This is a genomic window from Acidovorax sp. Root217 (assembly GCF_001428645.1).
GTDB lineage: Bacteria > Pseudomonadota > Gammaproteobacteria > Burkholderiales > Burkholderiaceae_C > Acidovorax.
Genome location: NZ_LMIH01000023.1, coordinates 102997 through 126671, shown reverse-complemented (window position 1 = coordinate 126671; position 23675 = coordinate 102997). Strand labels below are relative to the sequence as shown.

The 23675-nt window shown below is 64.9% G+C and carries 23 protein-coding genes and 2 tRNA genes; 14 read left to right on the top strand and 11 right to left on the bottom strand.

Annotation, left to right across the window (positions count from 1 at the left end; translation table 11 throughout):
- Window positions 1-21: 21 nt before the first annotated feature.
- Window positions 22-354 (bottom strand): SWIB/MDM2 domain-containing protein, encoded by a 333-nt coding sequence (locus tag ASE31_RS20500; RefSeq protein WP_007856154.1) that lies wholly within the window; start codon window positions 352-354, stop codon window positions 22-24.
- Between the two features lie 314 nt (window positions 355-668).
- Between ASE31_RS20500 and rraA the strand changes: the two genes are divergently transcribed.
- Entirely contained in the window at window positions 669-1181 is a 513-nt protein-coding gene (gene rraA, locus ASE31_RS20495) for a ribonuclease E activity regulator RraA (protein ID WP_057203646.1), read from the top strand.
- Here the strand turns inward: rraA and ASE31_RS20490 are convergent.
- Window positions 1173-2126: a DMT family transporter gene (locus tag ASE31_RS20490; protein ID WP_057203645.1), complete on the bottom strand. Its 954-nt coding sequence runs from the start codon at window positions 2124-2126 to the stop codon at window positions 1173-1175. The two genes, rraA and ASE31_RS20490, sit on opposite strands and share 9 nt — an antisense overlap.
- Window positions 2127-2302: 176 nt before the next feature.
- Here ASE31_RS20490 and ASE31_RS20485 point away from each other — a divergent pair, with 176 nt between their 5' ends.
- From ASE31_RS20485 to ASE31_RS20435, 12 genes are all read left to right on the top strand, one after another.
- The gene (locus tag ASE31_RS20485) at window positions 2303-3280 is read left to right on the top strand and encodes a zinc-binding dehydrogenase (protein WP_057203644.1); all 978 of its coding nucleotides are present in this window, start codon (window positions 2303-2305) and stop codon (window positions 3278-3280) included.
- A 27-nt stretch (window positions 3281-3307) separates the two neighbouring features.
- Window positions 3308-3730, top strand: coding sequence for a gamma-glutamylcyclotransferase (locus ASE31_RS20480; RefSeq protein WP_057203643.1), 423 nt, complete (start codon window positions 3308-3310; stop codon window positions 3728-3730).
- A 330-nt stretch (window positions 3731-4060) separates the two neighbouring features.
- Window positions 4061-5380 (top strand): isocitrate lyase, encoded by a 1320-nt coding sequence (aceA, locus tag ASE31_RS20475; protein ID WP_057203642.1) that lies wholly within the window; start codon window positions 4061-4063, stop codon window positions 5378-5380.
- A 418-nt stretch (window positions 5381-5798) separates the two neighbouring features.
- Window positions 5799-7718: a threonine--tRNA ligase gene (thrS, locus tag ASE31_RS20470; RefSeq protein WP_057203641.1), complete on the top strand. Its 1920-nt coding sequence runs from the start codon at window positions 5799-5801 to the stop codon at window positions 7716-7718.
- Between the two features lie 152 nt (window positions 7719-7870).
- Window positions 7871-8407, top strand: coding sequence for a translation initiation factor IF-3 (gene infC, locus ASE31_RS20465; RefSeq protein ID WP_057203640.1), 537 nt, complete (start codon window positions 7871-7873; stop codon window positions 8405-8407).
- Window positions 8408-8596: 189 nt separating this feature from the next.
- Window positions 8597-8800 (top strand): 50S ribosomal protein L35, encoded by a 204-nt coding sequence (gene rpmI, locus ASE31_RS31175; RefSeq protein ID WP_082604278.1) that lies wholly within the window; start codon window positions 8597-8599, stop codon window positions 8798-8800.
- Window positions 8801-8824: 24 nt separating this feature from the next.
- Complete coding sequence (gene rplT / locus ASE31_RS20460; protein ID WP_057203639.1) at window positions 8825-9184, top strand: 50S ribosomal protein L20; 360 nt, start codon at window positions 8825-8827, stop codon at window positions 9182-9184.
- A 104-nt stretch (window positions 9185-9288) separates the two neighbouring features.
- Window positions 9289-10341 (top strand): phenylalanine--tRNA ligase subunit alpha, encoded by a 1053-nt coding sequence (gene pheS / locus ASE31_RS20455; RefSeq protein ID WP_057203638.1) that lies wholly within the window; start codon window positions 9289-9291, stop codon window positions 10339-10341.
- Window positions 10342-10448: 107 nt separating this feature from the next.
- Window positions 10449-12896, top strand: coding sequence for a phenylalanine--tRNA ligase subunit beta (gene pheT / locus ASE31_RS20450; protein ID WP_057203637.1), 2448 nt, complete (start codon window positions 10449-10451; stop codon window positions 12894-12896).
- 40 nt (window positions 12897-12936) lie between these two features.
- Window positions 12937-13290, top strand: coding sequence for an integration host factor subunit alpha (locus ASE31_RS20445; RefSeq protein WP_057203636.1), 354 nt, complete (start codon window positions 12937-12939; stop codon window positions 13288-13290).
- A gap of 98 nt (window positions 13291-13388) precedes the next feature.
- Entirely contained in the window at window positions 13389-13820 is a 432-nt protein-coding gene (locus ASE31_RS20440; RefSeq protein WP_057203635.1) for a MerR family transcriptional regulator, read from the top strand.
- A gap of 31 nt (window positions 13821-13851) precedes the next feature.
- Window positions 13852-13928, top strand: a tRNA-Pro gene (locus ASE31_RS20435).
- 100 nt (window positions 13929-14028) lie between these two features.
- Here ASE31_RS20435 and ASE31_RS20430 read toward each other — a convergent pair.
- Window positions 14029-14247, bottom strand: coding sequence for a hypothetical protein (locus tag ASE31_RS20430; RefSeq protein ID WP_057203634.1), 219 nt, complete (start codon window positions 14245-14247; stop codon window positions 14029-14031).
- Between the two features lie 574 nt (window positions 14248-14821).
- On the opposite strand from ASE31_RS20430, the gene ASE31_RS20425 reads away from it, so the two are divergent.
- Window positions 14822-15139: a single-stranded DNA-binding protein gene (locus tag ASE31_RS20425; RefSeq protein ID WP_057203633.1), complete on the top strand. Its 318-nt coding sequence runs from the start codon at window positions 14822-14824 to the stop codon at window positions 15137-15139.
- Window positions 15140-15223: 84 nt separating this feature from the next.
- Here ASE31_RS20425 and ASE31_RS20420 read toward each other — a convergent pair whose 3' ends face one another.
- The 8 genes from ASE31_RS20420 to prfB all read right to left on the bottom strand — a co-directional run bounded on the left by ASE31_RS20420 (window position 15224) and on the right by prfB (window position 23521).
- Window positions 15224-15430 (bottom strand): hypothetical protein, encoded by a 207-nt coding sequence (locus ASE31_RS20420; RefSeq protein WP_057203845.1) that lies wholly within the window; start codon window positions 15428-15430, stop codon window positions 15224-15226.
- A gap of 179 nt (window positions 15431-15609) precedes the next feature.
- The gene (locus tag ASE31_RS20415) at window positions 15610-16533 is read right to left on the bottom strand and encodes a proline dehydrogenase family protein (protein WP_057203632.1); all 924 of its coding nucleotides are present in this window, start codon (window positions 16531-16533) and stop codon (window positions 15610-15612) included.
- Window positions 16534-16994: 461 nt separating this feature from the next.
- A tRNA-Thr gene (locus tag ASE31_RS20410) sits at window positions 16995-17070 on the bottom strand.
- A 12-nt stretch (window positions 17071-17082) separates the two neighbouring features.
- Window positions 17083-18090, bottom strand: coding sequence for a class 1 fructose-bisphosphatase (locus ASE31_RS20405; protein ID WP_057203631.1), 1008 nt, complete (start codon window positions 18088-18090; stop codon window positions 17083-17085).
- Between the two features lie 36 nt (window positions 18091-18126).
- The gene (locus tag ASE31_RS20400; RefSeq protein ID WP_057203630.1) at window positions 18127-18969 is read right to left on the bottom strand and encodes a tetratricopeptide repeat protein; all 843 of its coding nucleotides are present in this window, start codon (window positions 18967-18969) and stop codon (window positions 18127-18129) included.
- A 15-nt stretch (window positions 18970-18984) separates the two neighbouring features.
- Complete coding sequence (pepN, locus tag ASE31_RS20395; protein ID WP_057203629.1) at window positions 18985-21699, bottom strand: aminopeptidase N; 2715 nt, start codon at window positions 21697-21699, stop codon at window positions 18985-18987.
- A complete protein-coding gene (locus ASE31_RS20390; protein WP_082604277.1) occupies window positions 21683-22417 on the bottom strand; it encodes an HAD family phosphatase in 735 nt (244 codons plus the stop codon). The genes pepN and ASE31_RS20390 overlap by 17 nt, the downstream gene beginning before the upstream one ends.
- Window positions 22417-23521, bottom strand: a protein-coding gene (prfB, locus tag ASE31_RS20385; protein WP_157412597.1) for a peptide chain release factor 2 whose coding sequence is annotated in 2 segments (ribosomal slippage) — window positions 22417-23439 and window positions 23441-23521 — 1104 coding nt in all. Because the reading frame shifts where the segments join, the coding sequence is not laid out codon by codon here. Before prfB ends, ASE31_RS20390 begins: the two co-directional genes overlap by 1 nt.
- Between the last annotated feature and the right edge of the window lie 154 nt (window positions 23522-23675).

Sequence of the window (23675 nt, the reverse complement as noted above, 5' to 3'; positions counted from 1 at the left end):
GCGCTCTGTGCGCTTGCGTGCTTACTTGACGTGCTTGCCGATCAGGCCAGCCAGTTCAAACATCGACACCTGGGGCTTGCCGAAGAGCTCCTTGAGCTTGGCGTCTGCATTGATGTTGCGCTTGTTCGCAGCATCTTGCAGGTTGTTGGCCTTGATGTAGACCCACAGCTTGCTGATGATCTCCGTGCGTGGCAGCGGTGCCGAGCCGACCACAGCCGCGAGAGCGGGGCTGGGGGTGAGGGCCTTCATGAACGCAGCGTTGGGCGTGCGCTTCTTGGCAGGAGCCGCCGCCTTGGTGGCGGGCGTCTTGGCTGCGGGTGCTGTTTTTGCCGGAGCCTTTTTTGCAGTTGCCATGTTGGATTTTCCTTGTTGGAAGTAGATTGTCTGACCAGTGAAAGCCTAGCCTCTCTGCTGGCAGGCCGATGCTACTGGGAAAAAAACGCGTTTCCAAGGGAGAAAACGCTTTTTTTGCCTCGATTTGTTGCTTGGGTGCCCCAGGGAAGGTAAAGCTCACCGTTTTGGTGCTTTCCCTAGGGGGAAAGTGGGTCCTGGCGATTTATGCGGGTGCGGGCGCCACCCGACCACAGTGCATGACAATGAAAGGCGCTGAGTGTCCGCGCAGCACCCTCTTTTCTTCTGGTCTTTTTTGCACGAAAGGTCTTTGCAACATGACAGCCCCCTCCTCTGCAGCCTTCAGCACCTGTGATTTCTGCGACGCGCACAAGGGCGACGACAGCGGTGCCTTTCGCGTGCTGCCCCCGGTGTTCCAGGACCTGGGCGGTGTGGCCGCCTTCAGCGGGCCGGTGAGCACCGTCAAATGCTTCGAAGACAACACCCTGGTCAAGGCCGCCGTCGATTCGCCCGGCAACGGCCGCGTGCTGGTGGTGGATGGCGGCGGCTCGCTGCGCCGGGCGCTGGTCGGCGGCAACCTGGCCGCTGCGGCCGCGCGCAATGGTTGGGCGGGCGTGGTGGTGGACGGCTGCGTGCGCGACATCGCCGAGCTGCGTGCGGCGGCCGTCGGCATCCGTGCCCTGGCCCTGATGCCCCTGCCCACCGAGAAGCGCAACGAGGGCCAGCGCGACGTGGCCGTGCAGATCCAGGGCGTCTGGGTGCGCCCGGGGGACTGGCTCTACGCCGATGCCGATGGCATCGTGGTCAGCGCGGCGCCTCTGTCAGCCTGACTTTTTTCCCACGCGCCAGGCCAGGCGCGAGGGCAGGGTGGCCAGCAGCACGCTGGCCAGCGCGATGGCAAAGGCCAGCAACTGCAGGCCGCTGAGCGATTCGCCAAGCACCAGCACGCCCACCAGGGCCGCGCTCACCGGCAGCAGCACGGTGAACACACCGCCCTGTGCGGCGGGCACCACGCGCAGGCCCGTCATCCACAGCCACACCGTCCAGATGCTGGCAGCCAGGGCGTAGAACACCAGCAGCACCCAGGTGCCCCAGCCCACGGCGGCAAAGTCGAAGTGCCACGCCGCGTACAGGCCCAGGGGCATGGACAGCGTGAAGCCCCACAGGTTGATAATGGAGGTGATGCGCTTGGGCCCCAGCGCGCCCGTGAGCTTCTTGCCGATCACGGAGTACGCCGCTTCGCACACCACGGCGCCCAGCAGCAGCAACTGGCCCAGCCAGGCCAGGTCGGCCTTGCCTGCAGGCGCATCGGCACCTGCCGGGCCTGCATGGCCGGCGCTGGGGCTTGCCAAGGAAAACAGGGCAATGCCCACCACGGCGCAACCCACGGCCACCCAGGTTCTCGGCGCCACCTTCTCGCGCAAAAAGGCCCAGCTCATCACCGCCACCGCCGCCGGCATGCTGGCCATGGTGACGCCGGCCGATACCGCATTCGTCAGGCTCACGCCGTAGATCATGCAGGCGGTGAAGAGGAAGTTGCCCAGGAAGGATTCGAGGAACAGCAGGCGCCTGGTCTGCGCCGTCATCGGTGGCTCGTCGGCCGGCTTCTTGAGCCAGTGCAGCATGGCCAGGCCGCCGATGCCAAAGCGCATCCACGCGAGCAGGAACACCGGCAGCACAGCCGCCAGCGGCTTGGACAGGGCGACATAGCTGCCCACCAGCGACATGCTGAGGGCCAGGCAAAGGTAGGCAACGGTGCGGCTGGGGGCGGTCATGGGGCAGAGGGAGGCTTGCGCACCCGCGTTCCGATACGGTGCACCGGGGTCGCGAGCGGGATGGAGGTGTCGGCAGAGCGACCCCGCGATGATTGCACAGGCGCTAAGCTCCTTTGGGTTCACGGCGCAGATCTGGCGCCGCTCTTTTTTCAAACCCTTGTTCCGAGGAATACCCCATGCGCAGTGTCGTTTTCGAATCCTTTGGCGAGCCTTCCGAAGTGCTGGTTCTGGCCGACCGCCCAGAGCCCGAGCCCGCAGCCGGCCAGGTGCGTGTGCGCATGGCGATGTCGCCGATCCACAACCATGACCTGGCCATCATCCGCGGCAAATATGGCTACACGCCGCCGCTGCCGGCGGTGCCGGGCACGGAGGCGGTGGGCGTGGTCGACGCATTGGGCGACGGCGTCACGCACCTGAAGGTGGGCCAGCGGGTGATGCTGGCCGGCGCCAGCGCCACCTGGGCCGAGTTTTTCCTGGCCCAGGGCGCCAAGCTGATCCCCGTGCCCGATGCGGTGTCCGACGGCCTGGCCTGCCAACTGATCGCCATGCCCCTGTCGGCCGCCATGCTGCTGGAAGACCTGCAACTGCAGCCGGGCCAGTGGATGGTGCAGAACACCGCCAACGGCGCCGTGGGCAAGACCGTGGCCATGCTGGCCCAGGCGCGCGGCGTGAAGGTGGTGAACCTGGTGCGCCGCGACGCGGGCGTGGCCGAACTCGATGCCCTGGGCATTGCCAACGGTGTATCGACCGAGCAGGCAGGCTGGGAGGAGCGCGTGCAGGCCATTACCGGCGGTGAGCCCATCGTGCGTGCGGTGGACTCCATCGGCGGCGACGCCGCCAACCAGATCATGAACGTGGTGGCGGCGGGCGCCACGCTGGTGTCGTTTGGCGCCATGTCGGGCCAGCCGCTGGTGCTGAGCGCCAACAACCTGATCTTCAAGCAGGCCACGGTCAAGGGCTTCTGGGGTGCCAAGCGCTCCGAGGCCACGCCACCGGCTGAGATGGCGCGGCTGATCGGCGAGCTGATCCGCCTGGCCGCCAGCGGCGAACTGCGCCTGCCCGTGGAGGCCTCTTTCGACATCGCGGATGCGGCCAGGGCGGCTGCCGCCAGTGATGTGCCGGGCCGCGCCGGAAAGATCACGCTCACCGCGTGACGGTTGTCCCAACAAAGGATCTGCACGATGCCTGACGCATCCCCTCTCTCTGGCCCGCTGCGCTGCGTGTTCGTGTACGGCACCCTGCGCAAGGGCGGCTCCAACGACATCACGCGGCTGCGGCCAGCGCCGCGCTTCGTCGGCATGGCGCGCCTTGCGGGCACGCTGTACCACCTGAGCGCCTATCCCGGGCTGCTGCTGGGCGGTGCCGTGGATGTCGTGGGGGAGGTCTACGCCATCGAGCCGGCGCTGGAGCAGCGCCTTGATGGGATCGAGGAAATCCACGGAAGACCTGATGACGAGTATTTCAAGCGCGAGGTCACCCTGGACGTGGATGGCCAGGCTGTCGATTGCCTGGTGTACGAGATCAACCCCGGCCGAGTGACCTCTGCCGCACGCATAGAGAGCGGCGACTGGATGCTCGAATTGTCACGCTCTGTAAGGAAATGAGGCTGCGGGCAAGGCGGTAGCTGGGAGAGCTGCCTCCTGCGCCTGAGCGCGTGGACTTCTTGCGTGGCGGAATCCATGCAATTTCACATTGCAAAAATTGCTTTTGGCGATATGGAATGCAAGAATGTTGCGGTGCGGCAATTTCTCTCAATACGAGAAAACGGTTTCCACATTGAGGAATTTGAAGCATAAGGTGTTGTTTTAAAAGAGAAAAATTTATCTCTTATATAAGACATAAGAGCTTGTGCAACTCTTATAGAAGACTTAAAGTTCTCTCCATGGGCCGCAGACGCAGCCCGGTGTTTTCAACCAACCTCAGGAGTAGACCCCATGCCCCAATCCTTCAACGAACAACTGAGCCGCGAACAGCAGATTGCCGCCCTGGAAAAAGACTGGGCCACCAACCCCCGCTGGAAGGGCATCAAGCGCGGCTACTCCGCTGCCGACGTGGTGCGCCTGCGCGGCTCGTTCCAGGTCGAATACACGCTGGCCCGCCGTGGTGCCGAGAAGCTGTGGGACCTGGTGAACAACGAACCCTACGTGAACTGCCTGGGCGCGCTGACCGGTGGCCAGGCCATGCAGCAGGTGAAGGCCGGCATCAAGGCCATCTACCTGTCGGGCTGGCAAGTCGCTGCCGACAACAACGAATACTCGGCCATGTACCCCGACCAGTCGCTGTACCCCGTCGACTCGGTGCCAAAGGTCGTGGAGCGCATAAACAACTCTTTCACCCGTGCGGACGAGATCCAGTGGTCCAAGGGCATCAACCCCGGTGACAAGGCCTATATCGACTACCACGCACCCATCGTGGCCGATGCCGAAGCCGGTTTCGGCGGCGTGCTCAACGCCTACGAATTGATGAAGGCCATGATCCGCGCCGGTGCCGGTGGCGTGCACTTCGAAGACCAGCTGGCTTCCGTGAAGAAGTGCGGCCACATGGGCGGCAAGGTGCTGGTTCCCACCGTGGAAGCCTGCCAGAAGCTGATCGCTGCCCGCATGGCTGCCGACGTGTACGGCGTGCCCACCCTGGTGATCGCCCGTACCGATGCCGAAGCCGCTGACCTCTTGACCAGCGACTACGACGAGAACGACAAGCCCTTCCTGACCGGTGAGCGCACCGCCGAAGGCTTCTACAAGACCAAGAAGGGCATGGACCAGGCCATCTCGCGCGCTGTGGCCTATGCCGAGTACGCCGACCTGGTGTGGTGCGAAACCGGCACGCCTGACCTGGAGTTCGCCAAGAAGTTCGCCGACGCCGTGCACGCCAAGCACCCCGGCAAGATGCTGGCCTACAACTGCTCGCCTTCGTTCAACTGGAAGAAGAACCTGGACGATGCCACCATCGCCAAGTTCCAGCGCGAGCTGGGCGCCATGGGCTACAAGTACCAGTTCATCACGCTGGCTGGCATCCACTCCATGTGGTACAACATGTTCGATCTGGCCCAGGACTACGTGGCCCGCGGCATGTCGGCCTATGTGGAAAAGGTGCAGGAGCCCGAGTTCGCAGCCCGCGACCGTGGCTACAGCTTCGTGTCGCACCAGCAGGAAGTGGGCACCGGTTACTTCGACGAAGTGACTACCGTGATCCAGGGCGGCAAGTCCAGCGTGACCGCGCTGACCGGCTCGACCGAGGAAGAGCAGTTCCACTGATCTGAAATCCCTCGGCAAGAGGGGTGAGTAGACTGCAAGAAGCCACCCCGCGGGGTGGCTTCTTGCATTGGGCTGCCGGTTTTTCCGCGCTGCGCATGTTGTCGGGGCGCGACTGGCGGGGCCGTCGGGTGGCCCGGGCCGTGCGCCCTTTCATGAACATGGTTAAAATGGCGCCATCAACTGTTTGATTTCCCACAAGGGCGAGAAAGGCAATCTGGTTATGACACCGCGAACTACAACGGAGTTCTCCACCGGCCACTAGTGGCTGGCCGTTCGCGCCTGCACGAGATTCACCTCTCCCCAATCAAAAGCGCGGCCGGTTCCGCGCTTTTTTGTTTTTCGATTCCGGCTGGCGTGCGCCGCAGCACCTGCCCCGTGATCGACCCCCCTACCCACATCCACGGACAAGAGACCCCTCATGATTCACATCACGCTCCCCGACGGTTCGCAGCGAGAGTTTCCCGGCCCGGTCACGGTCGCCGAAGTGGCGGCCTCGATCGGCGCTGGCCTGGCCAAGGCGGCCCTGGCCGGCAAGATTGGCGACAAGGTGGTGGACACCAGCTACCAGATCACGGCCGACAGCCCGCTGGCCATCGTGACGGCCAAGGACGCCGATGGCCTGGACGTCATCCGCCACTCCACGGCCCACTTGCTGGCCTATGCCGTCAAGGACCTGTTCCCCGAGGCGCAGGTGACCATCGGCCCGGTGATCGAGAATGGCTTCTTCTACGACTTCGCGTACAAGCGCCCGTTCACGCCCGAAGACCTGGTGACCATCGAAAAGCGCATGGCCGACCTGGCTGCCAAGGACGAGCCCGTGGTGCGCCGCGTGCTGCCGCGCGACGAGGCCGTGGCCTACTTCAAGGGCCTGGGCGAGAACTACAAGGCCGAGATCATCGCCAGCATCCCGAGCAACGAGGATGTGAGCCTGTACCGTGAAGGCAATTTCGAGGACCTGTGCCGCGGCCCCCACGTGCCCAGCACCGGCAAGCTCAAGTTCTTCAAGCTCATGAAGGTGGCTGGTGCCTACTGGCGCGGCGACCACCGCAATGAGATGCTGCAGCGCATCTACGGCACGGCCTGGTCCACCAAGGACGAGCTGCAGCAGTACCTCACCATGTTGGAAGAGGCCGAAAAGCGCGACCACCGCAAGCTCGGCCGCGAGCTCGACCTGTTCCACATGGACGAGCACTCGCCCGGCACCGTGTTCTGGCACCCCAAGGGCTGGGCCCTATGGCAGGAGGTGGAGCAGTACATGCGCCGCGTCTACCGCAACAACGGCTACCAGGAGGTCAAGGGTCCGCAGATCCTGGACAAGCAGTTGTGGGAGAAGACCGGCCACTGGGACAAGTACCACGAGAACATGTTCACGACCGAGTCGGAAAAGCGCGAGTACGCGCTCAAGCCGATGAACTGCCCCGGCCACATCCTTATCTACAAGCAGGGCATCAAGAGCTACCGCGACCTGCCGCTGCGCTACGGCGAGTTCGGTGCCTGCCACCGCAACGAGCCCACCGGCGGCCTGCACGGCATCATGCGCGTGCGCGGCTTCACGCAGGACGACGGCCACATCTTCTGCACCGAAGAGCAGGTGCTGGAGGAGTGCGCCAACTACACGGCGCTGGTGCAGAAGGTCTACAAGGACTTCGGCTTCACGAACATCATCTACAAGGTGGCTACGCGCCCCGAGGCGCGCATCGGCACCGACGAGTCCTGGGACCGTGCCGAAAAGGCGCTGATGGATGGCCTGCGCCATTCGGGCTGCGAGTTCGAGATCGCCGAAGGCGAGGGCGCCTTCTATGGCCCCAAGATCGAGTACACGCTGAAAGACGCGCTGGGCCGCCAGTGGCAATGCGGCACGATGCAGATCGACCCGAACCTGCCCGAGCGCCTGGACGCCGAGTATGTGGCCGAGGACGGCAGCCGCAAGCGCCCCCTGATGCTGCACCGCGCCACCGTGGGCAGCATGGAGCGTTTCATCGGCATGCTGATCGAGCACTATGCCGGCGCCTTCCCCCTGTGGCTGGCCCCGGTGCAGGTTGCGGTGCTCAATATCACCGACGCGCAGGCCGATTACTGTCGCGAAATTGTTGAACGGCTGCAAAAAGCACTGCCGAATCAAGACCTTAGGGTGGCGGTGGATCTGCGCAACGAGAAGATTACGTATAAAATACGCGAGCATTCGTTGCAAAAGCTGCCGTATATCCTCGTCGCGGGCGACAAGGAGAAGGCCGCAGGCGCCGTTGCAGTACGCGGCCGGGGCAATCGTGACCTCGGAGTGATGTCCATCGAAGCGTTCGCTGAGTTGATCGCCAATGACATCGCCACCAAAGCCTGAGTTTGATTCAAAACCTGCTTTGTCGCTTGCCAGCTGTACGGTTGTAGCTACAATTTTTGTAGTATTTTGATTGAAGGAAGATAGCCATCGCTACTGAATTTCGTGATCGTCGCCACCGTGAAGAGCGCAAGCACCGCCTGAACCGTGAAATCATGGCCCCGGAAGTCCGTCTCTCCGGGCCGGAAAATGAGCCTTTGGGCGTGGTCAGCCTCATGGAAGCCCTGCGCATGGCAGGTGAGCTGGATGTGGATCTGGTGGAAATCGCTGCCACAGCGAACCCGCCGGTGTGCCGCCTGATGGACTACGGCAAGTTCAAGTACCAGGAGCAAAAGCGCGCTGCCGAGGCGAAGGCCAAGCAGACGGTGATCGAGATCAAGGAAGTCAAATTCCGTCCGGGCACGGACGATGGCGACTACAACATCAAGATGCGCAACATCCGCCGCTTCCTGGCCGAGGGTGACAAGTGCAAGATCACGCTGCGTTTTCGCGGCCGTGAAATCACCCACCAGGAACTGGGCCTGGCGCTGCTCAACCGCATCCGCGACGAGCTGGCCGACACCATTCTGATCGAGCAGTTTCCCAAGCTGGAAGGCCGCCAGATGATCATGATGATTGCGCCGGGCAAGAAGAAGCCCGCCGCTGCCAAGCAGGCCAGTGCCGAGAGCACGCCTTCCGGCAGCGCAGCCTGACGGCTGGCAGTCCTCAAGAAAGAGACAGAATTTGCCAGGCGGGCCCCGCAAGGGGCTCGCCGGGTGATAGGCAGCGGTCACACGCTGCCGCACAGCCGGTGCAAACCGGCTGAAAAAGTGGCTCGGGGCCAACAAGTTTGCAGATCCCTTTGCAAACGCCTCACGAGCACAACGAAAAGGAGCATTCACATGCCCAAAATGAAGACCAAGAGCAGCGCGAAAAAACGTTTCCGCGTTCGTCCCGGTGGCACCGTCAAGCGCGGTCAAGCCTTCAAGCGTCACATCTTGACGAAGAAGACCACCAAGAACAAGCGCCAACTGCGCGGTTCGGTTGCTGTGCATGAGACCAATATGGGCTCTATTGCACAAATGCTGCCCGGTGCTGGCCTTTAATAACGACGAACAAGGAGTACTCACATGCCTCGCGTCAAACGTGGTGTAACGGCCCGTGCCCGTCACAAGAAAGTTCTCGCCCTTGCAAAGGGCTTCCGTGGTCGCCGCGGTAACGTCTACCGTATCGCCAAACAGGCGGTAATGAAGGCTGGGCAATATGCCTACCGCGACCGCCGCACCAAGAAGCGCGTGTTCCGCCAGTTGTGGATCGCCCGTATCAACGCCGCTTCGCGCGAATTGGGGCTGACCTACAGCCAGTTCGCCAACGGCCTGAAGAAGGCATCCATCGAGATCGACCGCAAGATGCTGGCCGACCTCGCAGTGCACGACAAGGCTGCCTTTGGCAGCATCGTGGAGCAAGTCAAGGCCAAGCTGGCTGCTTGAGTTCACGACAGGCGGCCGTCTCTTACCGGACGGCTGTTTGCGCAATAACAGCAAGGGCTAGGGCTTGTGAAGGCACTAGCCCTTGTTCATTTTCAAGAGTCGATATGAACGAGTTGGATTCCCTGGTCGAGAGCGCGACGCAACTGTTTGCCCAAAGCGCCACCCCTGCTGATCTGGAAAACGCCAAGGCGCAGTTTCTGGGCAAGGCCGGTCGCGTGACCGAGCTCATGAAGGGCATGGCGCAGCTGTCGGTGGACGAGAAGAAGTCCCGCGGCGCGGCCATCAACGTCGCCAAGCAGGCCATCGAGGCCGCGCTCACTGCCCGCCGCCAGGCTCTGGCCGATGCGGAGCTGCAGGTCCAGCTCAAGGCCGAGGCCCTGGATGTGAGCCTGCCAGGGCGCCAGCGCGGCCAGGGCGGCCTGCACCCGGTGTCGCTCACGCTCGAGCGCATCGAGGGTATCTTCGGCTCCATGGGCTTCGACGTGGCCCAGGGCCCCGAGATCGAGACCGACTGGTTCAACTTCACCGCACTGAACACGCCGGAAGACCACCCCGCGCGTTCCATGCACGACACCTTCTATGTGGAAGGCGGCACCCCCGAGGCGCCCAACCTGCTGCGCACGCACACCAGCCCGATGCAGATCCGCCACGCGGTGCAGCACGTCAAGAAGCACCGCGCCGCGCTGGATGCCGGCCAGCCCATGCCCGAGATCCGCGTCATCGCGCCGGGCCGCACCTACCGCGTGGACAGCGATGCCACGCACTCGCCCATGTTCCACCAGTGCGAAGGCCTGTGGGTCGGCGAGAACGTGAGCTTCAAGGACCTGAAGGTGATCTTCACCGCCTTTTGCCGCACCTTCTTCGAAAGCGACGACCTGGTGCTGCGCTTCCGTCCGAGCTTCTTCCCCTTCACGGAGCCCAGCGCCGAGATCGACATCCAGTTCCAGACCGGCCCGCTGGCCGGCCGCTGGCTGGAGGTGTCAGGCTCCGGCCAGGTGCACCCCGATGTGGTGCGCAACATGGGCCTGGACCCTGAAAAGTACATCGGCTTTGCCTTCGGCATGGGCCTCGACCGCATGACCATGCTGCGCTATGGCGTGAACGACCTGCGCCTGTTCTTCGACGGCGACATCCGCTTCTTGTCGCAGTTCCAGTAAGCAAAGGCCGGCCCTGCCTGCAAGGCCGGGCCACCCAGCCGTTTTCGCCCTGGCGCGCGCTTCGAGATCCTGGCCGCGCAAGGCACTTTCCGTACAAGAGTTCGACTATGCAATTCCCTGAATCCTGGTTGCGTGAGTTCTGCAACCCACCCCTTTCGACTGCCGAGCTGGCCGAGACTTTGACCATGGCCGGCCTGGAGGTGGAGGAGCTGCGCCCCGTGGCCCCACCGTTCGCGAAGATCGTCGTGGGCGAGATCAAGGAGGCCGTGCAGCACCCCGACGCCGACCGCCTGCGCGTGTGCCAGGTGGACGTGGGGCAGGGCGCGCTGCTCAACATCGTCTGCGGTGCGCCCAATGCGCGCGTGGGCATCAAAGTGCCTTGCGCCCTGGTGGGTGCCGAGCTGCCGCCCGGTGACGACGGCAAGCCCTTCCTGATCAAGGTCGGCAAGCTGCGCGGCGTGGAAAGCCAGGGCATGCTGTGCTCGGCGCGCGAACTCAAGCTGTCGGAAGACCATGGCGGCCTGCTCGAGCTCGATGCCTCCGCGCCCGTGGGCCAGGACATCCGCGAGCACCTGAACCTGGACGATACGCTGTTCACGCTCAAGCTCACCCCCAACCTGGCGCACTGCCTGAGCGTGTACGGCATTGCGCGCGAAGTCTCGGCGCTGACCGGCGTGCCGCTCTCGCAGCCGGCCTTCCCGGCCGTGGCGACCAAGGTGGCTGACATGCTGGCCGTGAAGATCAGCGCCCCCGACCTGTGTGGCCGTTTCAGCGGCCGCGTGGTGCGCAACGTCAACACCCGCGCCACCACGCCGCAGTGGATGCTCGACCGCCTGGCCCGCTGCGGCCAGCGCGGCGTGTCGCCGCTGGTGGACATCTCCAACTACGTGATGTTCGAGCTGGGCCGCCCCTCGCACATCTTCGACCTGGACAAGATCCATGGCGGGCTGGACGTGCGCTGGGGCAAGGCCGGCGAAGAGCTCAAGCTGCTCAACGGCAATACCATCACCGTGGACGAGAAGGTCGGCGTGATCGCCGACGGCCAGCAGGTTGAATCGCTCGCCGGCATCATGGGTGGCGATGCCACCGCCGTGTCGGACGACACCAAGCACATCTACATCGAGGCCGCCTTCTGGTGGCCCAAGGCCGTGGCCGGGCGCTCGCGCCGCTACAACTTCTCGACCGATGCGGGCCACCGCTTCGAGCGCGGTGTGGATCCGGAGCTGACGGTGGAGCACATCGAGCGCATCACGCAACTGGTGATCGACATCTGCGGCACGCCCGAGACGGCCTGCGGCCCGATGGACGACCAGCGCGTGAACCTGCCCGTGCCAGCACCCGTCACGCTGCGCGTGGCACGCGCGGCCAAGGTCATCGGCATGCCGATCACGCAGGCGCAGTGCGCCGACGTGTTCAAGCGCCTGGGCCTGCCGTTCACGGAAGGTGAGGGCACCGTCACCGTGGCGCCGCCAGCCTACCGCTTCGACATCACCATCGAGGAAGACCTGATCGAAGAGGTCGCGCGCATGGTGGGCTACAACAACCTGCCCACCACGCCGCCGCTGGCCCCCATCACGCCCAAGCTGCCGGCCGAGGCCACGCGCAGCCCGTTCGCCGTGCGCCGCACGCTAGCCGGCCTGGGCTACCAGGAGACCATCAACTTCAGCTTTGTGGAAGAGCGCTGGGAGCAGGAGCTGGCCGCCAACGCGCAGCCCATCAAGCTGCTCAACCCGATTGCCAGCCAGATGAGCGTGATGCGCTCGACCTTGCTGGGTTCGCTGCTGCAGGTGCTCAAGTTCAACCTGGACCGCCGCGCCGAGCGCGTGCGCGTGTTCGAGCTGGGCCGCGTGTTCCTGCGCGATGCCAGCGTGCGCAACACCGACACCACGGTGGAAGGCTTTCACCAGCCCATGCGCGTGGCCGGTGTGGCCTATGGCGCCAACGACATGCTGCAATGGGGCCGCAAGGAGCAGGGCATCGACTTCTTCGACGTGAAGGGCGATGTAGAGGCCCTGCTGGCACCGCTGCAGGCCACGTTCGAGCCGGGCGAACACCCGGCCATGCACCCCGGCCGCTGTGCCCGCGTGCTGGTGCAAGGCAAGCCCATCGGCTTCGTGGGCGAACTGCATCCCCAGTGGCGCCAGTCATGGGAGCTGCCGCTGGCGCCGGTGATGTTCGAGCTGGAGCTCGATGCCGTGCTGCAGCGCGTGGTGCCGCAGTTCAAGTCGGTCGCCAAGCACCAGGCCGTGGAACGCGATCTGGCGGTGGTCGTGGCCGAGCGCGTGACACATACCGATGTCGTGGCCGCCGTGCAGGCTGCCGTGCCCGGCGGCATGCTGCGTTCGACCGTGCTGTTCGACGTCTACCGTCCCAAGCCGCTCAAGGCCGGCGAAGAGACGCCGGCCGGCGGCCTGGCCCCGGGCGAGAAGAGCCTGGCCGTGCGCCTGACCCTGGGCAGCGACGAAGCCACCCTGACCGAAGCCGAGATCGAGGCCGCCGTGCAGGCGGCTGTGACGCAGCTCACACAGCGCGTGGGCGCGCGGCTGCGCGGCTGACCATCGCGGCGACAATAGCCCAAGCGACGAACACAACAACATGACGATGCTGACGGGGAGAGATGCCGTGATCGAATTTGCAGTCGAAAGCCTGGAAACCCCTGCGCTCACCAAGGCGCAGCTGGCCGATCTGTTGTTCGACCAGATCGGGTTGAACAAGCGCGAGTCCAAGGACATGATCGACGCGTTCTTCGACCTCGTCTCGCAGAGCCTGGTGGAGGGCAAGGACGTGAAGCTCTCGGGCTTTGGCAACTTCCAGATCCGCACCAAGGCGCCACGCCCGGGGCGCAATCCGCGCACGGGCGAGGCGATTCCGATCCAGGCGCGCCGCGTGGTGACGTTCCACGCCAGCAGCAAGCTCAAGGAGCAGATCCAGGCGGCTGCCGGATTGTGAATTTTTGCCAGTTTGCGCGCTGAATTTCAGGGGTGGGCTGGCAGTTCCCGCCGGCCTGCAGTACCCTTGCAGGCTTTCCTGTTTGAATCCGGAACCCCATGGGCACTGTGCTTCCCGCCATTCCTGCCAAGCGCTACTTCACCATCGGTGAGGTGGCGGAGCTGTGCGGTGTGAAGCCGCATGTGCTGCGCTACTGGGAGCAGGAATTCACGCAGCTGCGCCCCATGAAGCGGCGCGGCAACCGCCGCTACTACCAGCACCACGAGGTGCTCATGATCCGCCGCATCCGCGACCTGCTGTACGACCAGGGCTTCACCATCAGCGGTGCCCGCAACCGCCTGCAGGAACTGGCGCTGCCCGCGCGCAGCGATGCAGGGCAGGGCGATGCAGACGGTAGCGATGTCGAGCTGCCCAGCATGCTGGTGGACGACGCGGGTGACCTTTCCATCGGCTCGTCGGCCTATGCTTTTGACTCGAATGCGGTGCGCCAGGAATTATTTGAGATCAGAGCACTGCTTTCTCCAAACTGACCTGAAATTGTGCATATAATCTAAGTCTTGTCGGCGTGTAGCGCAGCCTGGTAGCGCACTTGCATGGGGTGCAAGGGGTCGCGAGTTCGAATCCCGCCACGCCGACCATTTTCTTCGATGAACAACGGGCTATCGCCACAAGCGGTAGCCCGTTTTTCATTGTCCGATCGCACTCGCCCGGGTTGGGGCAAGATCCGCTGTGGTGCTGCTACTTGCCCAAGCGTGCCAGCGATTGCTGGATGTTGGCAAAGGCCTGGGTGAGCTTGTGGGTGGCGCGCTGCAACGCCTCGGGCGTGACCTCGCTGGTGCGGCGGCACCGGGGGCAGGTGATGCGCGGGCTGAGCTTGAGCTTGCCCAGCCGCTCTTTGACCGTCTGCTGGCAGTGCGGGCAGGGCAGTTCGATGCTGGCGTCGTCCAGGACAGTCATGGTGGCCCCTCTCGAAAGATGGTGGGTGCGAACTGGTGGAGCTTGCCGGGCCATTGTGACCGGTTTGCCGGTGTGCGCCAAATGCGGATTGTGCGCCGGTGTGAAGCTGGCTGGCTTGGACGGGGCTCTGTCGAAGTGGGCTGGCAGTGTCGCGCGCATGCTGCACCGTGTGGTCAAAGCGCCCTGTTTGAAAGGTCGGTGGTTACAATACGTACTGGCTTTTGGATGGATGTGCGTGGCGCCCATGGTGGTTGCTCCGCAGGTCAAGACAAGGCGCCATGCGGGTTGGTCCGATGCGACGGGGCAGTTCGACTCCGGGGCGGGCCATGGTTTCAGGGGAGCGGGGTGGGGTGATCGCCACGGGTTGGCGATGCTGCTGCGGCCTGGCATTCCTGGAAAACGCCCGTGCTGGCGGCGACCCCATCATTCACAGCGAAAGCCCAGAGCCGTTGGTCCTGGGCTTTTTTTGTGGGCAGGGGTGGCGGGTTTTTCGAGACTGCTGTGTTCCGGCTGGGTGGGTGGGGCGATGGCCCCGGCGAGAACAAACCGACAACAAGTGCTGGATGGGGATTGCATGATCGATGGACTGATTTCGGGCCGTCTCTACGGGGGCCCAGAGCGGCGTCTGGACAAGGTAGGAAAGCCCTACATGGTGGCCAAGGTGCGGGCGCCGAGTGCGGAGGGCGAGATGCTGTTTGTCAACGTCATTGCGTTCGATGACGACGTGTGCATGGCCATGGAGCAATTGCACGATGGCGAGTCCATCTCTGTGGCCGGCTCGGTCACCCCCAAGGTGTGGACCGACAAGCAGGGCAATGTGCGCCCGGCGCTCGACATGGTCGCCCACCGCGTGATGAGCGCGCGCGACGCTTGCCAGACGCAAACGAACTGACCTGCAACTGGCTGGTGGGGTGGGCGTTGCCGCCTTGGCCCTGCCGTTCGCTGTGCGCGGCGACCCCTGCTGCCTGTGCTGCGCTCAGGATGCCTTGTTCGGCGCGGTGGTACCTGCCTGCGCATCGCCAAAGCCCATGGCCACCAATTCCTCGGGCGAAAGATGCAGTTCACGCACTTCCGGCTGGCGCGGCTCGATGGAGCGGCGCCGCTCGTGCTTGTCCGGTGGGCCGGCTTCGGTCTGGCGGCGGTCCTTGCCGCTGCGCCGGTCACAGGGGGTGTTCTTGTCCATGGCGGGGGCTGTCATTGGTGGGGTGCATTGGCTGCATGGCAGGCGCTGTCTTCGTGCAAGCCTTCATGGTGATTTGAGTATGCCCGGGAAGCGGGTGCCAAAGCCGCCCCGCAACGCTTGTTCACGATTGTTGCGGGCGTGCCTGGAGATGGGGTGTCGCCACCCCCGGGCTGGATGTGTCAGCCCATCAGCGCGGCCTTGAGCAAGTACCCCGCCAATTGCGGATTTTCCTTGAGCCGACGAATGCTGTAGCCATGCCAGTCCTGTCCATAGGGCACGTAGATCCGCACCGGGTAGCCCCTGTCGCGCAGGCGGTCGCGTAGGGGCTCGCACACGCCCAGCAGCATCTGGAATTCCAACCCTGAAGGCGCAGTTTCGCCGCCACGGCGCCTTGCTGCCGCAATGACCTGCTCGATCAGCGCCTCGTCGTGGGTGGCCACTGCGACGAAGGTGCCGGTGTCCAGGCAGCGCTCGACGTGGTGCAGAAAGTGGCTGTTGATGGCGTGCCGGTCGTGGCGGGCGCCCTCTACCAGGTGGGCCTTGTCCTCGACATAGATGCCTTTGCACAGGCGCAGGTTGTTGTGGCGGCCCAGCAGTGGCTCGATGTCCCGGTAGGTGCGCTTGAGGTAGGCCTGCAGGGCCAATCCGGTATTCCCATGGCCATTGGCCCTGAGCCTCTGGAGCAGGTCGATTTCCGCCTGGGTGCACTGCAGGTCTTCCATGTCCATGCGCACGAAATTGCCGTGCCGCCGGGCTGCCGTGGCCAGCGCCGCGATGTGGGTCTCGCACTGCTGCGCATTCAGCAGAAGGCCCAGCGCCGATGGCTTGACGGAGATGTTCGCGCGCAAGCTGTGGTGGTGGATGGCGTCCAGGACGCCCTGGTATTCATCGGCCGTCTGCTGTGCCTGCGCAAGGTCGCGGGTGACCTCGCCGAGCACGTCGATGGTGGCTGTGAAGCCTTGTGCATTGAGTTCCTGCACGCGCACGACGGCCTCGGCGATGGATGCGCCGGCAATGTAGCGGCGCGAGATTTTCTGCACGAGAGGACGGGGCACATGGGCAATGGCTCGGGCCACTGCGGTGTTGAAAAAAGAGGCAAGCATGGGCTATCCAGGTGGCGATGACAACGGAACAAGATGCCGTCCGCACACGGGCACGCACCACCGCGCCAGGGCATGGCGCGGTGCGGTGTCAGGGAGTGGCGCGATGCGAAGCGGCCCGCCGGATGGCTGGATCCGGCAGGTGCCTCAGACGCAGCTGCAGCAGTCAGGCGCGCCAGTGGTGGCGTGCGCGACATGCGAGCGCGTTCAGCGTGTCTTCGTCAGGGGAGGCCAGGCGGCTGCGTGCATGGGGGTTGTGGGTGTCAATCGGCAGGGTGGAATGCGACTGCTGTGGCGCAGTGTAGCCTTCGTGCGCAGATCCTGCGTGGGAGCCGGGAAATTGCCGCGCCTTCAGGCCTCTGCAGGCGTGGCGGTGGCCGGGTCGTTCCGGGCGCGCCATCAAAATCTGCGCCTCAGTCCCCATGCAAAAAGCCCCTGACTCTTGCGAATCAGGGGCTTTCATTTGGTGCCGGAGAGATGAATCGAACACCCGACCTTCTCATTACGAATGAGCTGCTCTACCGACTGAGCTACACCGGCGTAAGCCTCAAATTATAGCGTGGAATGGTAGCTTGTGACGCGTTCGACCTCATTTTTTGATCCGAGGATCACGCTGACGCGTTCATGCAACTGTGTGGGCTCGATGTCCATGATGCGCTGCTTGCCGTTGGTGGCGGCGCCGCCGGCCTGCTCGATGAGCCAGGACATGGGATTGGCCTCGTACATCAGGCGCAGCTTGCCGGGCTTGTTCGGTTCGCGCTTGTCCCAGGGGTACAGGAAGATGCCGCCGCGCGTGAGGATGCGGTGCACGTCGGCCACCATGCTGGCGATCCAGCGCATGTTGAAGTCCTTGCCGCGCGGGCCGTCCTTGCCCTGCAGGCACTCGTCGATGTAGCGCTTCACGGGGGCGTCCCAGTGGCGCATGTTGCTCATGTTGATGGCGAATTCCTTGGTGTCGTCGGGAATGCGCACATTCTCTTCGGTGAGGATGAACGAGCCCTGCTCGCGGTCCAGCGTGAACATGGCCACGCCGTCGCCCACGGTGAGCACCAGGGTGGTCTGCGGGCCATAGATGCAGTAGCCGGCCGCCACTTGTGCCGTGCCGGGCTGCAGGAAGTCGCCAGCCTCCACGCCGCGGTCGTCATCGGGCTTCTTGAGCACGCTGAAGATGGTGCCGATGCTGACGTTCACATCGATGTTGCTCGACCCGTCGAGGGGGTCGAACAGCAGCAGGTATTCGCCCTGCGGGTAGCGGTTGGGCACCAGGTAGATGCCGTCCATTTCTTCCGAAGCCATGGCCGCCAGGTGGCCACCCCATTCGTTGGCTTCGATCAGCACTTCGTTGGCGATGATGTCCAGCTTCTTCTGGATCTCGCCCTGCACGTTCTCGCTGGAGGCCGTGCCCAGCACGCCGCCGAGCGCGCCCTTGTTGACGGCTTGGCTGATGCTCTTGCACGAGCGGGCCACCACTTCGAGCAGCAGGCGCAGCTGCGAGGGGATGAGCCCGTCGATGCGTTGCTGCTCGACCAGGTAGCGGGTGAGGGAGATGCGGGAGCTCATCGGTGGTGTGTCCTTGGGCTTTGGGTTTTTGTGAAATCAGGGTTGCGACTGTTCGCGCTCGGCCAGTTCTGCCAGCGTGGCCTCTGCTTCTTCGAGCAGGTCTTCATCGCCGCTGGCGTGGGCAATGGCCACGCGCTGCTCAAGCAGGCTGTGCGCCAGTGCGCTGTCGCCGGATTCGTGCGCCAGCACACCCTGCTGAAAAAGCGTGTCCAGCACGATGCCGTCGTCGTTGAGGGCCTGGCCCAGCGCCAGGCGCTGTTGCAGGTAGCGCCGCGCCTGGGCCGCGTCGCCCATTTCGTAGGCGTTTTGCGCCAGGTTGTTGATCAGGCCCGACAAGCGCACGTCCGTGTCGGAGCCGAAGGCGCTCTGCGCATCGGTCAGCAACTGCTGGTTGTGCGCTAGCGCCTCGTCAAAGCGCCCGGCCTCGTGCAGGGCATAGCCGATCTCTTCGCGAATGCCCAGCTTCTGCTCGGCACCCAGCGTGGCGCCGGCATGGTCGGCCCAGTGGGCCGACTGGCGCAGGTGCTCGATGGCAGTGTCGTACTCTTCGGACTGCAGGGCCGACTCGCCGATGGCGTAGTGCTGCTCGTAGCGCTCGGTGGGCGTGAGGTCCGACAGGGCGCTGCGGATGGCCAGGGCGCGCAGCCCCAGGGGCAGTCCCTCGTCGTCCATCTGGCGCTTGGAATAGACGACGAACTGCAGCCAGAGCAGCTGGGCCAGCTCGGAGGACTCTGCGCCCAGGCCTTCCGCCAGTGGGCGCAGGGCGGCCAGGTCGGCCGACATGGCCGAGCCGCTGAACATGGCGCTGGCGTCGTACACGGTGTCGCGCAGCGGGTTGAAGCGCTGCGCGAACTGCTCGGCAGGGGTGGTGGATGCCATGGGTGCCGCTGCCTGTCAGTCCGCCAGTGCGCGGGTGACCACCTCGCGCACGTCGTTGCTCAGGTCGGGGCGCGTGGCCACGCGGGCGATGGCCTCGCGGGCTGCGGTGCGCCAGGGTTCGGCCAGCTTCTTCCAGCGGTCGAGCGCACGCGCCAGCCGGGCGGCGACCTGCGGGTTGATGGCGTCGAGCTCGATCACGCGGTCGCTCCAGAACACGTAGCCTGCTGCATCGCTGCGGTGGAAGGCACCGGGGTTGGCGCTGCAATAGCTGAAGATCACGCTGCGAGCGCGGTTCGGGTTCTTCAGGCTGAAGTCCGGGTGCTGCATGAGCTGGCGCACGGCCGGCAGCACGTTGCCGCCCTTGTCCGGCGCGCCGGCCTGCAGCGCAAACCACTTGTCGATGACCAGGGGCTCGTCCTTGAACAGCGCGTGAAAGCGCGCCAGTGCGGCTGCCGCATGCGCGCTGCCGCTGGCCACCAGGGCCGTGAGCGCGTTGAAGCGGTCGGTCATATTGCTGGCCACCTTGAAGCGCTGGTAGGCCTTGCCGGGCCACACTTCGTCGCCGGTACGCTGGGCGGCGATGCACAGCATGTGCAGCGCCATGCCGCTGAGCGAACGGCGGCCGGACGATACCGGGTCGGGGCTGTAGCCACCGGTGTCCTGGTTCTGCTCCCAGGCCCATTCCCAGTCGGCCTTGAGGGCCAGGGCGAGCTGCTCGCGCATGCCTTCGCGCACGGCGTGGATGCGCTGCGGGTCCACCACGTCGAGCTGTTCGGCGATGTAGGTCTCCGACGGCAGTGTCAGGACCAGTTCCTTGAAGGCCGCGTCCAGCGCCGGGTTGCGCAGCACGCTGCGCAGCGCGTCGACCACGGCGGTGGGAAGGATGTCGCCGCTGGTCGGGCCGCTGCCGGTGATGGCATGGATGGCCGTGCGCAGCGCCAGGCGCTGGCCGGCTTCCCAGCGGTTGAAGGCGTCGGTGTCGTTGGCCAGCAGGGTGAGCAGCTGTTCGTCGGTGTACCCGATGTCCAGCACCACGGGGGCGGTGAAGTCGCGCAGCAGCGAGGGCACGGGCTCGGCGTCGAGGCCGGTGAACACCAGCGTCTGGCTGGCTTCGGTCAGCACCACGGTGCGCGATGGTGCGCCGGCCGTGTCCTCGCCCTGCAGTTGCAGGGGCAGGGCGGTGCCCTGGTGCGTGAGCAGGCCCAGGCCGACAGGGATCACGAAGGGCAGCTTCTCGGCCTGGCCCGGCGTGGGGGCGCAGCTTTGCGCCAGGGTCAGGGTGTAGGTGCGCGCGGCGGCATCGTAGCGGCCTGTGGCCTTCACGCGGGGCGTGCCGGCCTGGCTGTACCAGCGCTTGAACTGGGGCAGCAGGCGCGCCAGGTCGCTGGCGGGGTTGGCGTCGGCAATGGCCTGGGCGAAGTCATCGCAGGTCACGGCCTGGCCGTCAAAGCGCTCAAAATACAGTTTCATGCCCTTGGCAAAGCCTTCGCGGCCCACCAGGGTGTGCATCATGCGCACCACCTCGGCACCCTTTTCGTAGATGGTGACGGTGTAGAAGTTGTTGATCTCGATGTAGCTGTCGGGCCGCACCGGGTGGGCCATGGGGCCTGCATCCTCGGGGAACTGCGCCGTGCGCAGCACGCGCACGTCCTCGATGCGCTTGACGGCGCGGGCCGAGGGGCTGCCGGCCAGGTCCTGGCTGAACTCCTGGTCGCGGAACACCGTGAGGCCTTCTTTCAGGCTCAGCTGGAACCAGTCGCGGCAGGTGACGCGGTTGCCCGTCCAGTTGTGGAAGTACTCATGGCCGACCACGCTCTCGATGTTGGCGAAGTCCACGTCGGTCGCGGTCGATTCGCTGGCCAGAACATACTTGGTGTTGAAGATGTTCAGGCCCTTGTTCTCCATGGCGCCCATGTTGAAGTCGCTGGTGGCGACGATCATGAAGCGTTCCAGGTCCAGTGGCAGGCCGAAGCGCGCCTCGTCCCAGGCCACGCTGGCCATCAGCGAGTTCATGGCGTGCTCGGTCTTGCCCAGGTCGCCCGGGCGCACGTACACCTGCAGCAGGTGGTCGGTGCCGGTGCGGGCGCGGATCTTCTGCTCGCGCGCCACCAGCTTGCCTGCCACCAGGGCGAACAGGTAGCAGGGCTTCTTGTGCGGGTCGACCCATTGGGCGAAGTGGCGGCCATCTTCCAGGTCGCCGCTGTCCACCAGGTTGCCGTTGGACAGCAGCACCGGGTACTGGGCCTTGTTGGCGCGCAGCGTGACGGTGTAGCTGGCCATCACGTCCGGGCGGTCCAGGAAGTAGGTGATGCGGCGGAAACCCTCGGCCTCGCACTGCGTGAAGAAGGTGCCCTGGCTCACGTACAGGCCCATCAGGTGCGTGTTCTTGGCCGGGCAGCAGGTGGTGAAGATCTCGAGCGCGAAGGCATCGGTGCCGGTGGGCAGGTTCTCCAGCACCAGGCGCGAGCCCTCCATCTTGAACGAGGTGCCCTGGCCGTTGACCAGCACGCGCGCCAGGTTCAGGTCCTCGCCATCGAGCTTCAGTGGCTGTTCGGCCACGTCGGGGTTGCGGCGCAGCGTCATGCGGTTGAGCACGCGCGTCTTGGCCGGGTCCAGGTCGAAGGTCAGCTCGACGCTGTCGATCCAGTAGGCGGGGGCGGTGTAATCCTCGCGGCGGATGGCAATGGCCGGTCCCGCGCCGCTTGCGTCTGCGTTAGGCGATGGCAACATGGATGCGCTCCAGAAAGTCGGTGTTCATGAGTTCGTGGTAGTCACGCACGGCGGCCAGCACATGCGGGCCCGCCAGTTCCTGCGCGCTGTGGGTGCTGCACACGGCCACGGCATGCATGCCCGCGCGGCGTGCGGCTTCGATGCCGAAGGGGGCGTCTTCAAACACGATGCAGCGCTCGGGCGCAGCGCCGATGCGGCGTGCCGCTTCGAGAAAAATCGCAGGCTGTGGCTTGCCGGGCAGGCCCTCGTCGCCGCGCACGATGGTCAGCGGCTCGGGCTCCATGCCCAGGCGCGACATCGCGAAGGCCACGTTGTGGATGTCGCCTGCCGTGCCCACGGCCAGCTTGTAGCCGCGGGTGGAAGCCTGCGCCGCGAAAGCGCGAAAACCCGCCACCTCGGTGAACGAGGGGCCGAACAGCTCGCGGTAGATGTCTTCCTTCTCGCGTGTGAGGGCGTCGGCCTCGGCCTGCTCCACCTCGCGCTGCAGCAGCTCGCGGATGCACTCGGTGCCATTGCGGCCCGTGGTGCGGGCCATCAGGTCGGGCACGTCGATGGCCATGCCGCGGCGCCGCGTGAACTCGACCCAGGCCTTGGCGTGCCAGGGCATGGAGTCGATCATGGTGCCGTCCATGTCGAAGATGAAGGCCTCTACGGCAATCGCGCTGCGGCCCGGGGCCGTGGCTGCGACGGTGGTGGCGGCTGCTGCGTCGCGCTGCATCACACGCCCTGCTTGAGCGAGGCTTCGATGAAGGCGTCCAGGTCGCCGTCCAGCACCTTCTGCGTGGCCGAGATTTCCACCCCGGTGCGTAGGTCCTTGATGCGGCTGTTGTCCAGCACGTAGCTGCGGATCTGGTGGCCCCAGCCCACGTCGGTCTTGGTGTCCTCCAGCTTTTGCTGCTCTTCCTGGCGCTTGCGCATCTCGTGGTCGTACAGGCGCGAGCGCAGGCGCTGCCAGGCGATGTCGCGGTTGCCGTGCTGGCTGCGGCCGTCCTGGCACTGCACCACGATGCCGGTGGGCATGTGGGTCAGGCGCACGGCCGAGTCGGTCTTGTTGATGTGCTGGCCGCCCGCGCCCGATGCGCGGTAGGTGTCGGTGCGCACGTCGGCCGGGTTGATGTCGATCTGGATCGAGTCATCAATCTCGGGGTAGACGAACAGGCTGGCAAAGCTGGTGTGGCGCCCGCCCGAGGAGTCGAACGGCGACTTGCGCACCAGGCGGTGCACACCGGTCTCGGTGCGCAGCAGGCCGTAGGCGTACTCGCCCTCGACCTTGATCGTGGCGCTTTTGAGGCCGGCGATGTCGCCCGGGGTTTCTTCCTCGACCGTGGTCTTGAAGCCCTTGCGTTCGGCGTACTTGAGGTACTGGCGCAGTAGCATGCCGGCCCAGTCGCAGGCCTCGGTGCCGCCGGCGCCGGCCTGGATGTCTACAAAGCAGTTGAGCGGGTCGGCCTCGTGGCGGAACATGCGGCGGAACTCGAGCTGCTCGATCTCGGGCTGCAGCTTGGCGGTTTCGGCCTCGATGGTCATCAGGCCGTCTTCGTCGCCGTCTTCCTTGCTCATGTCATAGAGCTCGGTGTTGTCGGCCAGCTCGCGCGTGAGTCGTTCCAGCGTGAGCACCACGCCGTCCAGCGACTTCTTCTCTTTGCCCAGTTCCTGGGCCTTCTTTGGATCGTTCCAGACCGAGGGGTCTTCGAGCGATGCGTTGACGGTTCTCAGGCGTTCGAATTTGGCATCGAAGTCAAAGATACCTCCGTAACTCTTGCGTGCGCACGGTCAGGTCGCTCAAGGTGTTGCCGATGAGGTTGATGCGTTCTGCGTCCATGGTGGTGTCCTGGTAGGTGTGTTCTGTAGAGGGTGACAAGGCTGAACAGGCCCCTGGTGCACTGCGCTGTGGGCGCACGCAAGGGGATGACCCGCACTGGGGCGGGGTGGTTCAGCATCGCCCGAATCGGCCATTTTCTCATGGATGGGCAGGG

Coding starts and splice junctions, on each gene's coding strand:
- ASE31_RS20500 (WP_007856154.1), bottom strand. CDS start 354: ATGGCAACTGCAAAAAAGGCTCCGGCAAAAACAGCACCCGCAGCCAAG.
- rraA (WP_057203646.1), top strand. CDS start 669: ATGACAGCCCCCTCCTCTGCAGCCTTCAGCACCTGTGATTTCTGCGAC.
- ASE31_RS20490 (WP_057203645.1), bottom strand. CDS start 2,126: ATGACCGCCCCCAGCCGCACCGTTGCCTACCTTTGCCTGGCCCTCAGC.
- ASE31_RS20485 (WP_057203644.1), top strand. CDS start 2,303: ATGCGCAGTGTCGTTTTCGAATCCTTTGGCGAGCCTTCCGAAGTGCTG.
- ASE31_RS20480 (WP_057203643.1), top strand. CDS start 3,308: ATGCCTGACGCATCCCCTCTCTCTGGCCCGCTGCGCTGCGTGTTCGTG.
- aceA (WP_057203642.1), top strand. CDS start 4,061: ATGCCCCAATCCTTCAACGAACAACTGAGCCGCGAACAGCAGATTGCC.
- thrS (WP_057203641.1), top strand. CDS start 5,799: ATGATTCACATCACGCTCCCCGACGGTTCGCAGCGAGAGTTTCCCGGC.
- infC (WP_057203640.1), top strand. CDS start 7,871: ATGGCCCCGGAAGTCCGTCTCTCCGGGCCGGAAAATGAGCCTTTGGGC.
- rpmI (WP_082604278.1), top strand. CDS start 8,597: ATGCCCAAAATGAAGACCAAGAGCAGCGCGAAAAAACGTTTCCGCGTT.
- rplT (WP_057203639.1), top strand. CDS start 8,825: ATGCCTCGCGTCAAACGTGGTGTAACGGCCCGTGCCCGTCACAAGAAA.
- pheS (WP_057203638.1), top strand. CDS start 9,289: ATGAACGAGTTGGATTCCCTGGTCGAGAGCGCGACGCAACTGTTTGCC.
- pheT (WP_057203637.1), top strand. CDS start 10,449: ATGCAATTCCCTGAATCCTGGTTGCGTGAGTTCTGCAACCCACCCCTT.
- ASE31_RS20445 (WP_057203636.1), top strand. CDS start 12,937: ATGACGATGCTGACGGGGAGAGATGCCGTGATCGAATTTGCAGTCGAA.
- ASE31_RS20440 (WP_057203635.1), top strand. CDS start 13,389: ATGGGCACTGTGCTTCCCGCCATTCCTGCCAAGCGCTACTTCACCATC.
- ASE31_RS20430 (WP_057203634.1), bottom strand. CDS start 14,247: ATGACTGTCCTGGACGACGCCAGCATCGAACTGCCCTGCCCGCACTGC.
- ASE31_RS20425 (WP_057203633.1), top strand. CDS start 14,822: ATGATCGATGGACTGATTTCGGGCCGTCTCTACGGGGGCCCAGAGCGG.
- ASE31_RS20420 (WP_057203845.1), bottom strand. CDS start 15,430: ATGGACAAGAACACCCCCTGTGACCGGCGCAGCGGCAAGGACCGCCGC.
- ASE31_RS20415 (WP_057203632.1), bottom strand. CDS start 16,533: ATGCTTGCCTCTTTTTTCAACACCGCAGTGGCCCGAGCCATTGCCCAT.
- ASE31_RS20405 (WP_057203631.1), bottom strand. CDS start 18,090: ATGAGCTCCCGCATCTCCCTCACCCGCTACCTGGTCGAGCAGCAACGC.
- ASE31_RS20400 (WP_057203630.1), bottom strand. CDS start 18,969: ATGGCATCCACCACCCCTGCCGAGCAGTTCGCGCAGCGCTTCAACCCG.
- pepN (WP_057203629.1), bottom strand. CDS start 21,699: ATGTTGCCATCGCCTAACGCAGACGCAAGCGGCGCGGGACCGGCCATT.
- ASE31_RS20390 (WP_082604277.1), bottom strand. CDS start 22,417: ATGCAGCGCGACGCAGCAGCCGCCACCACCGTCGCAGCCACGGCCCCG.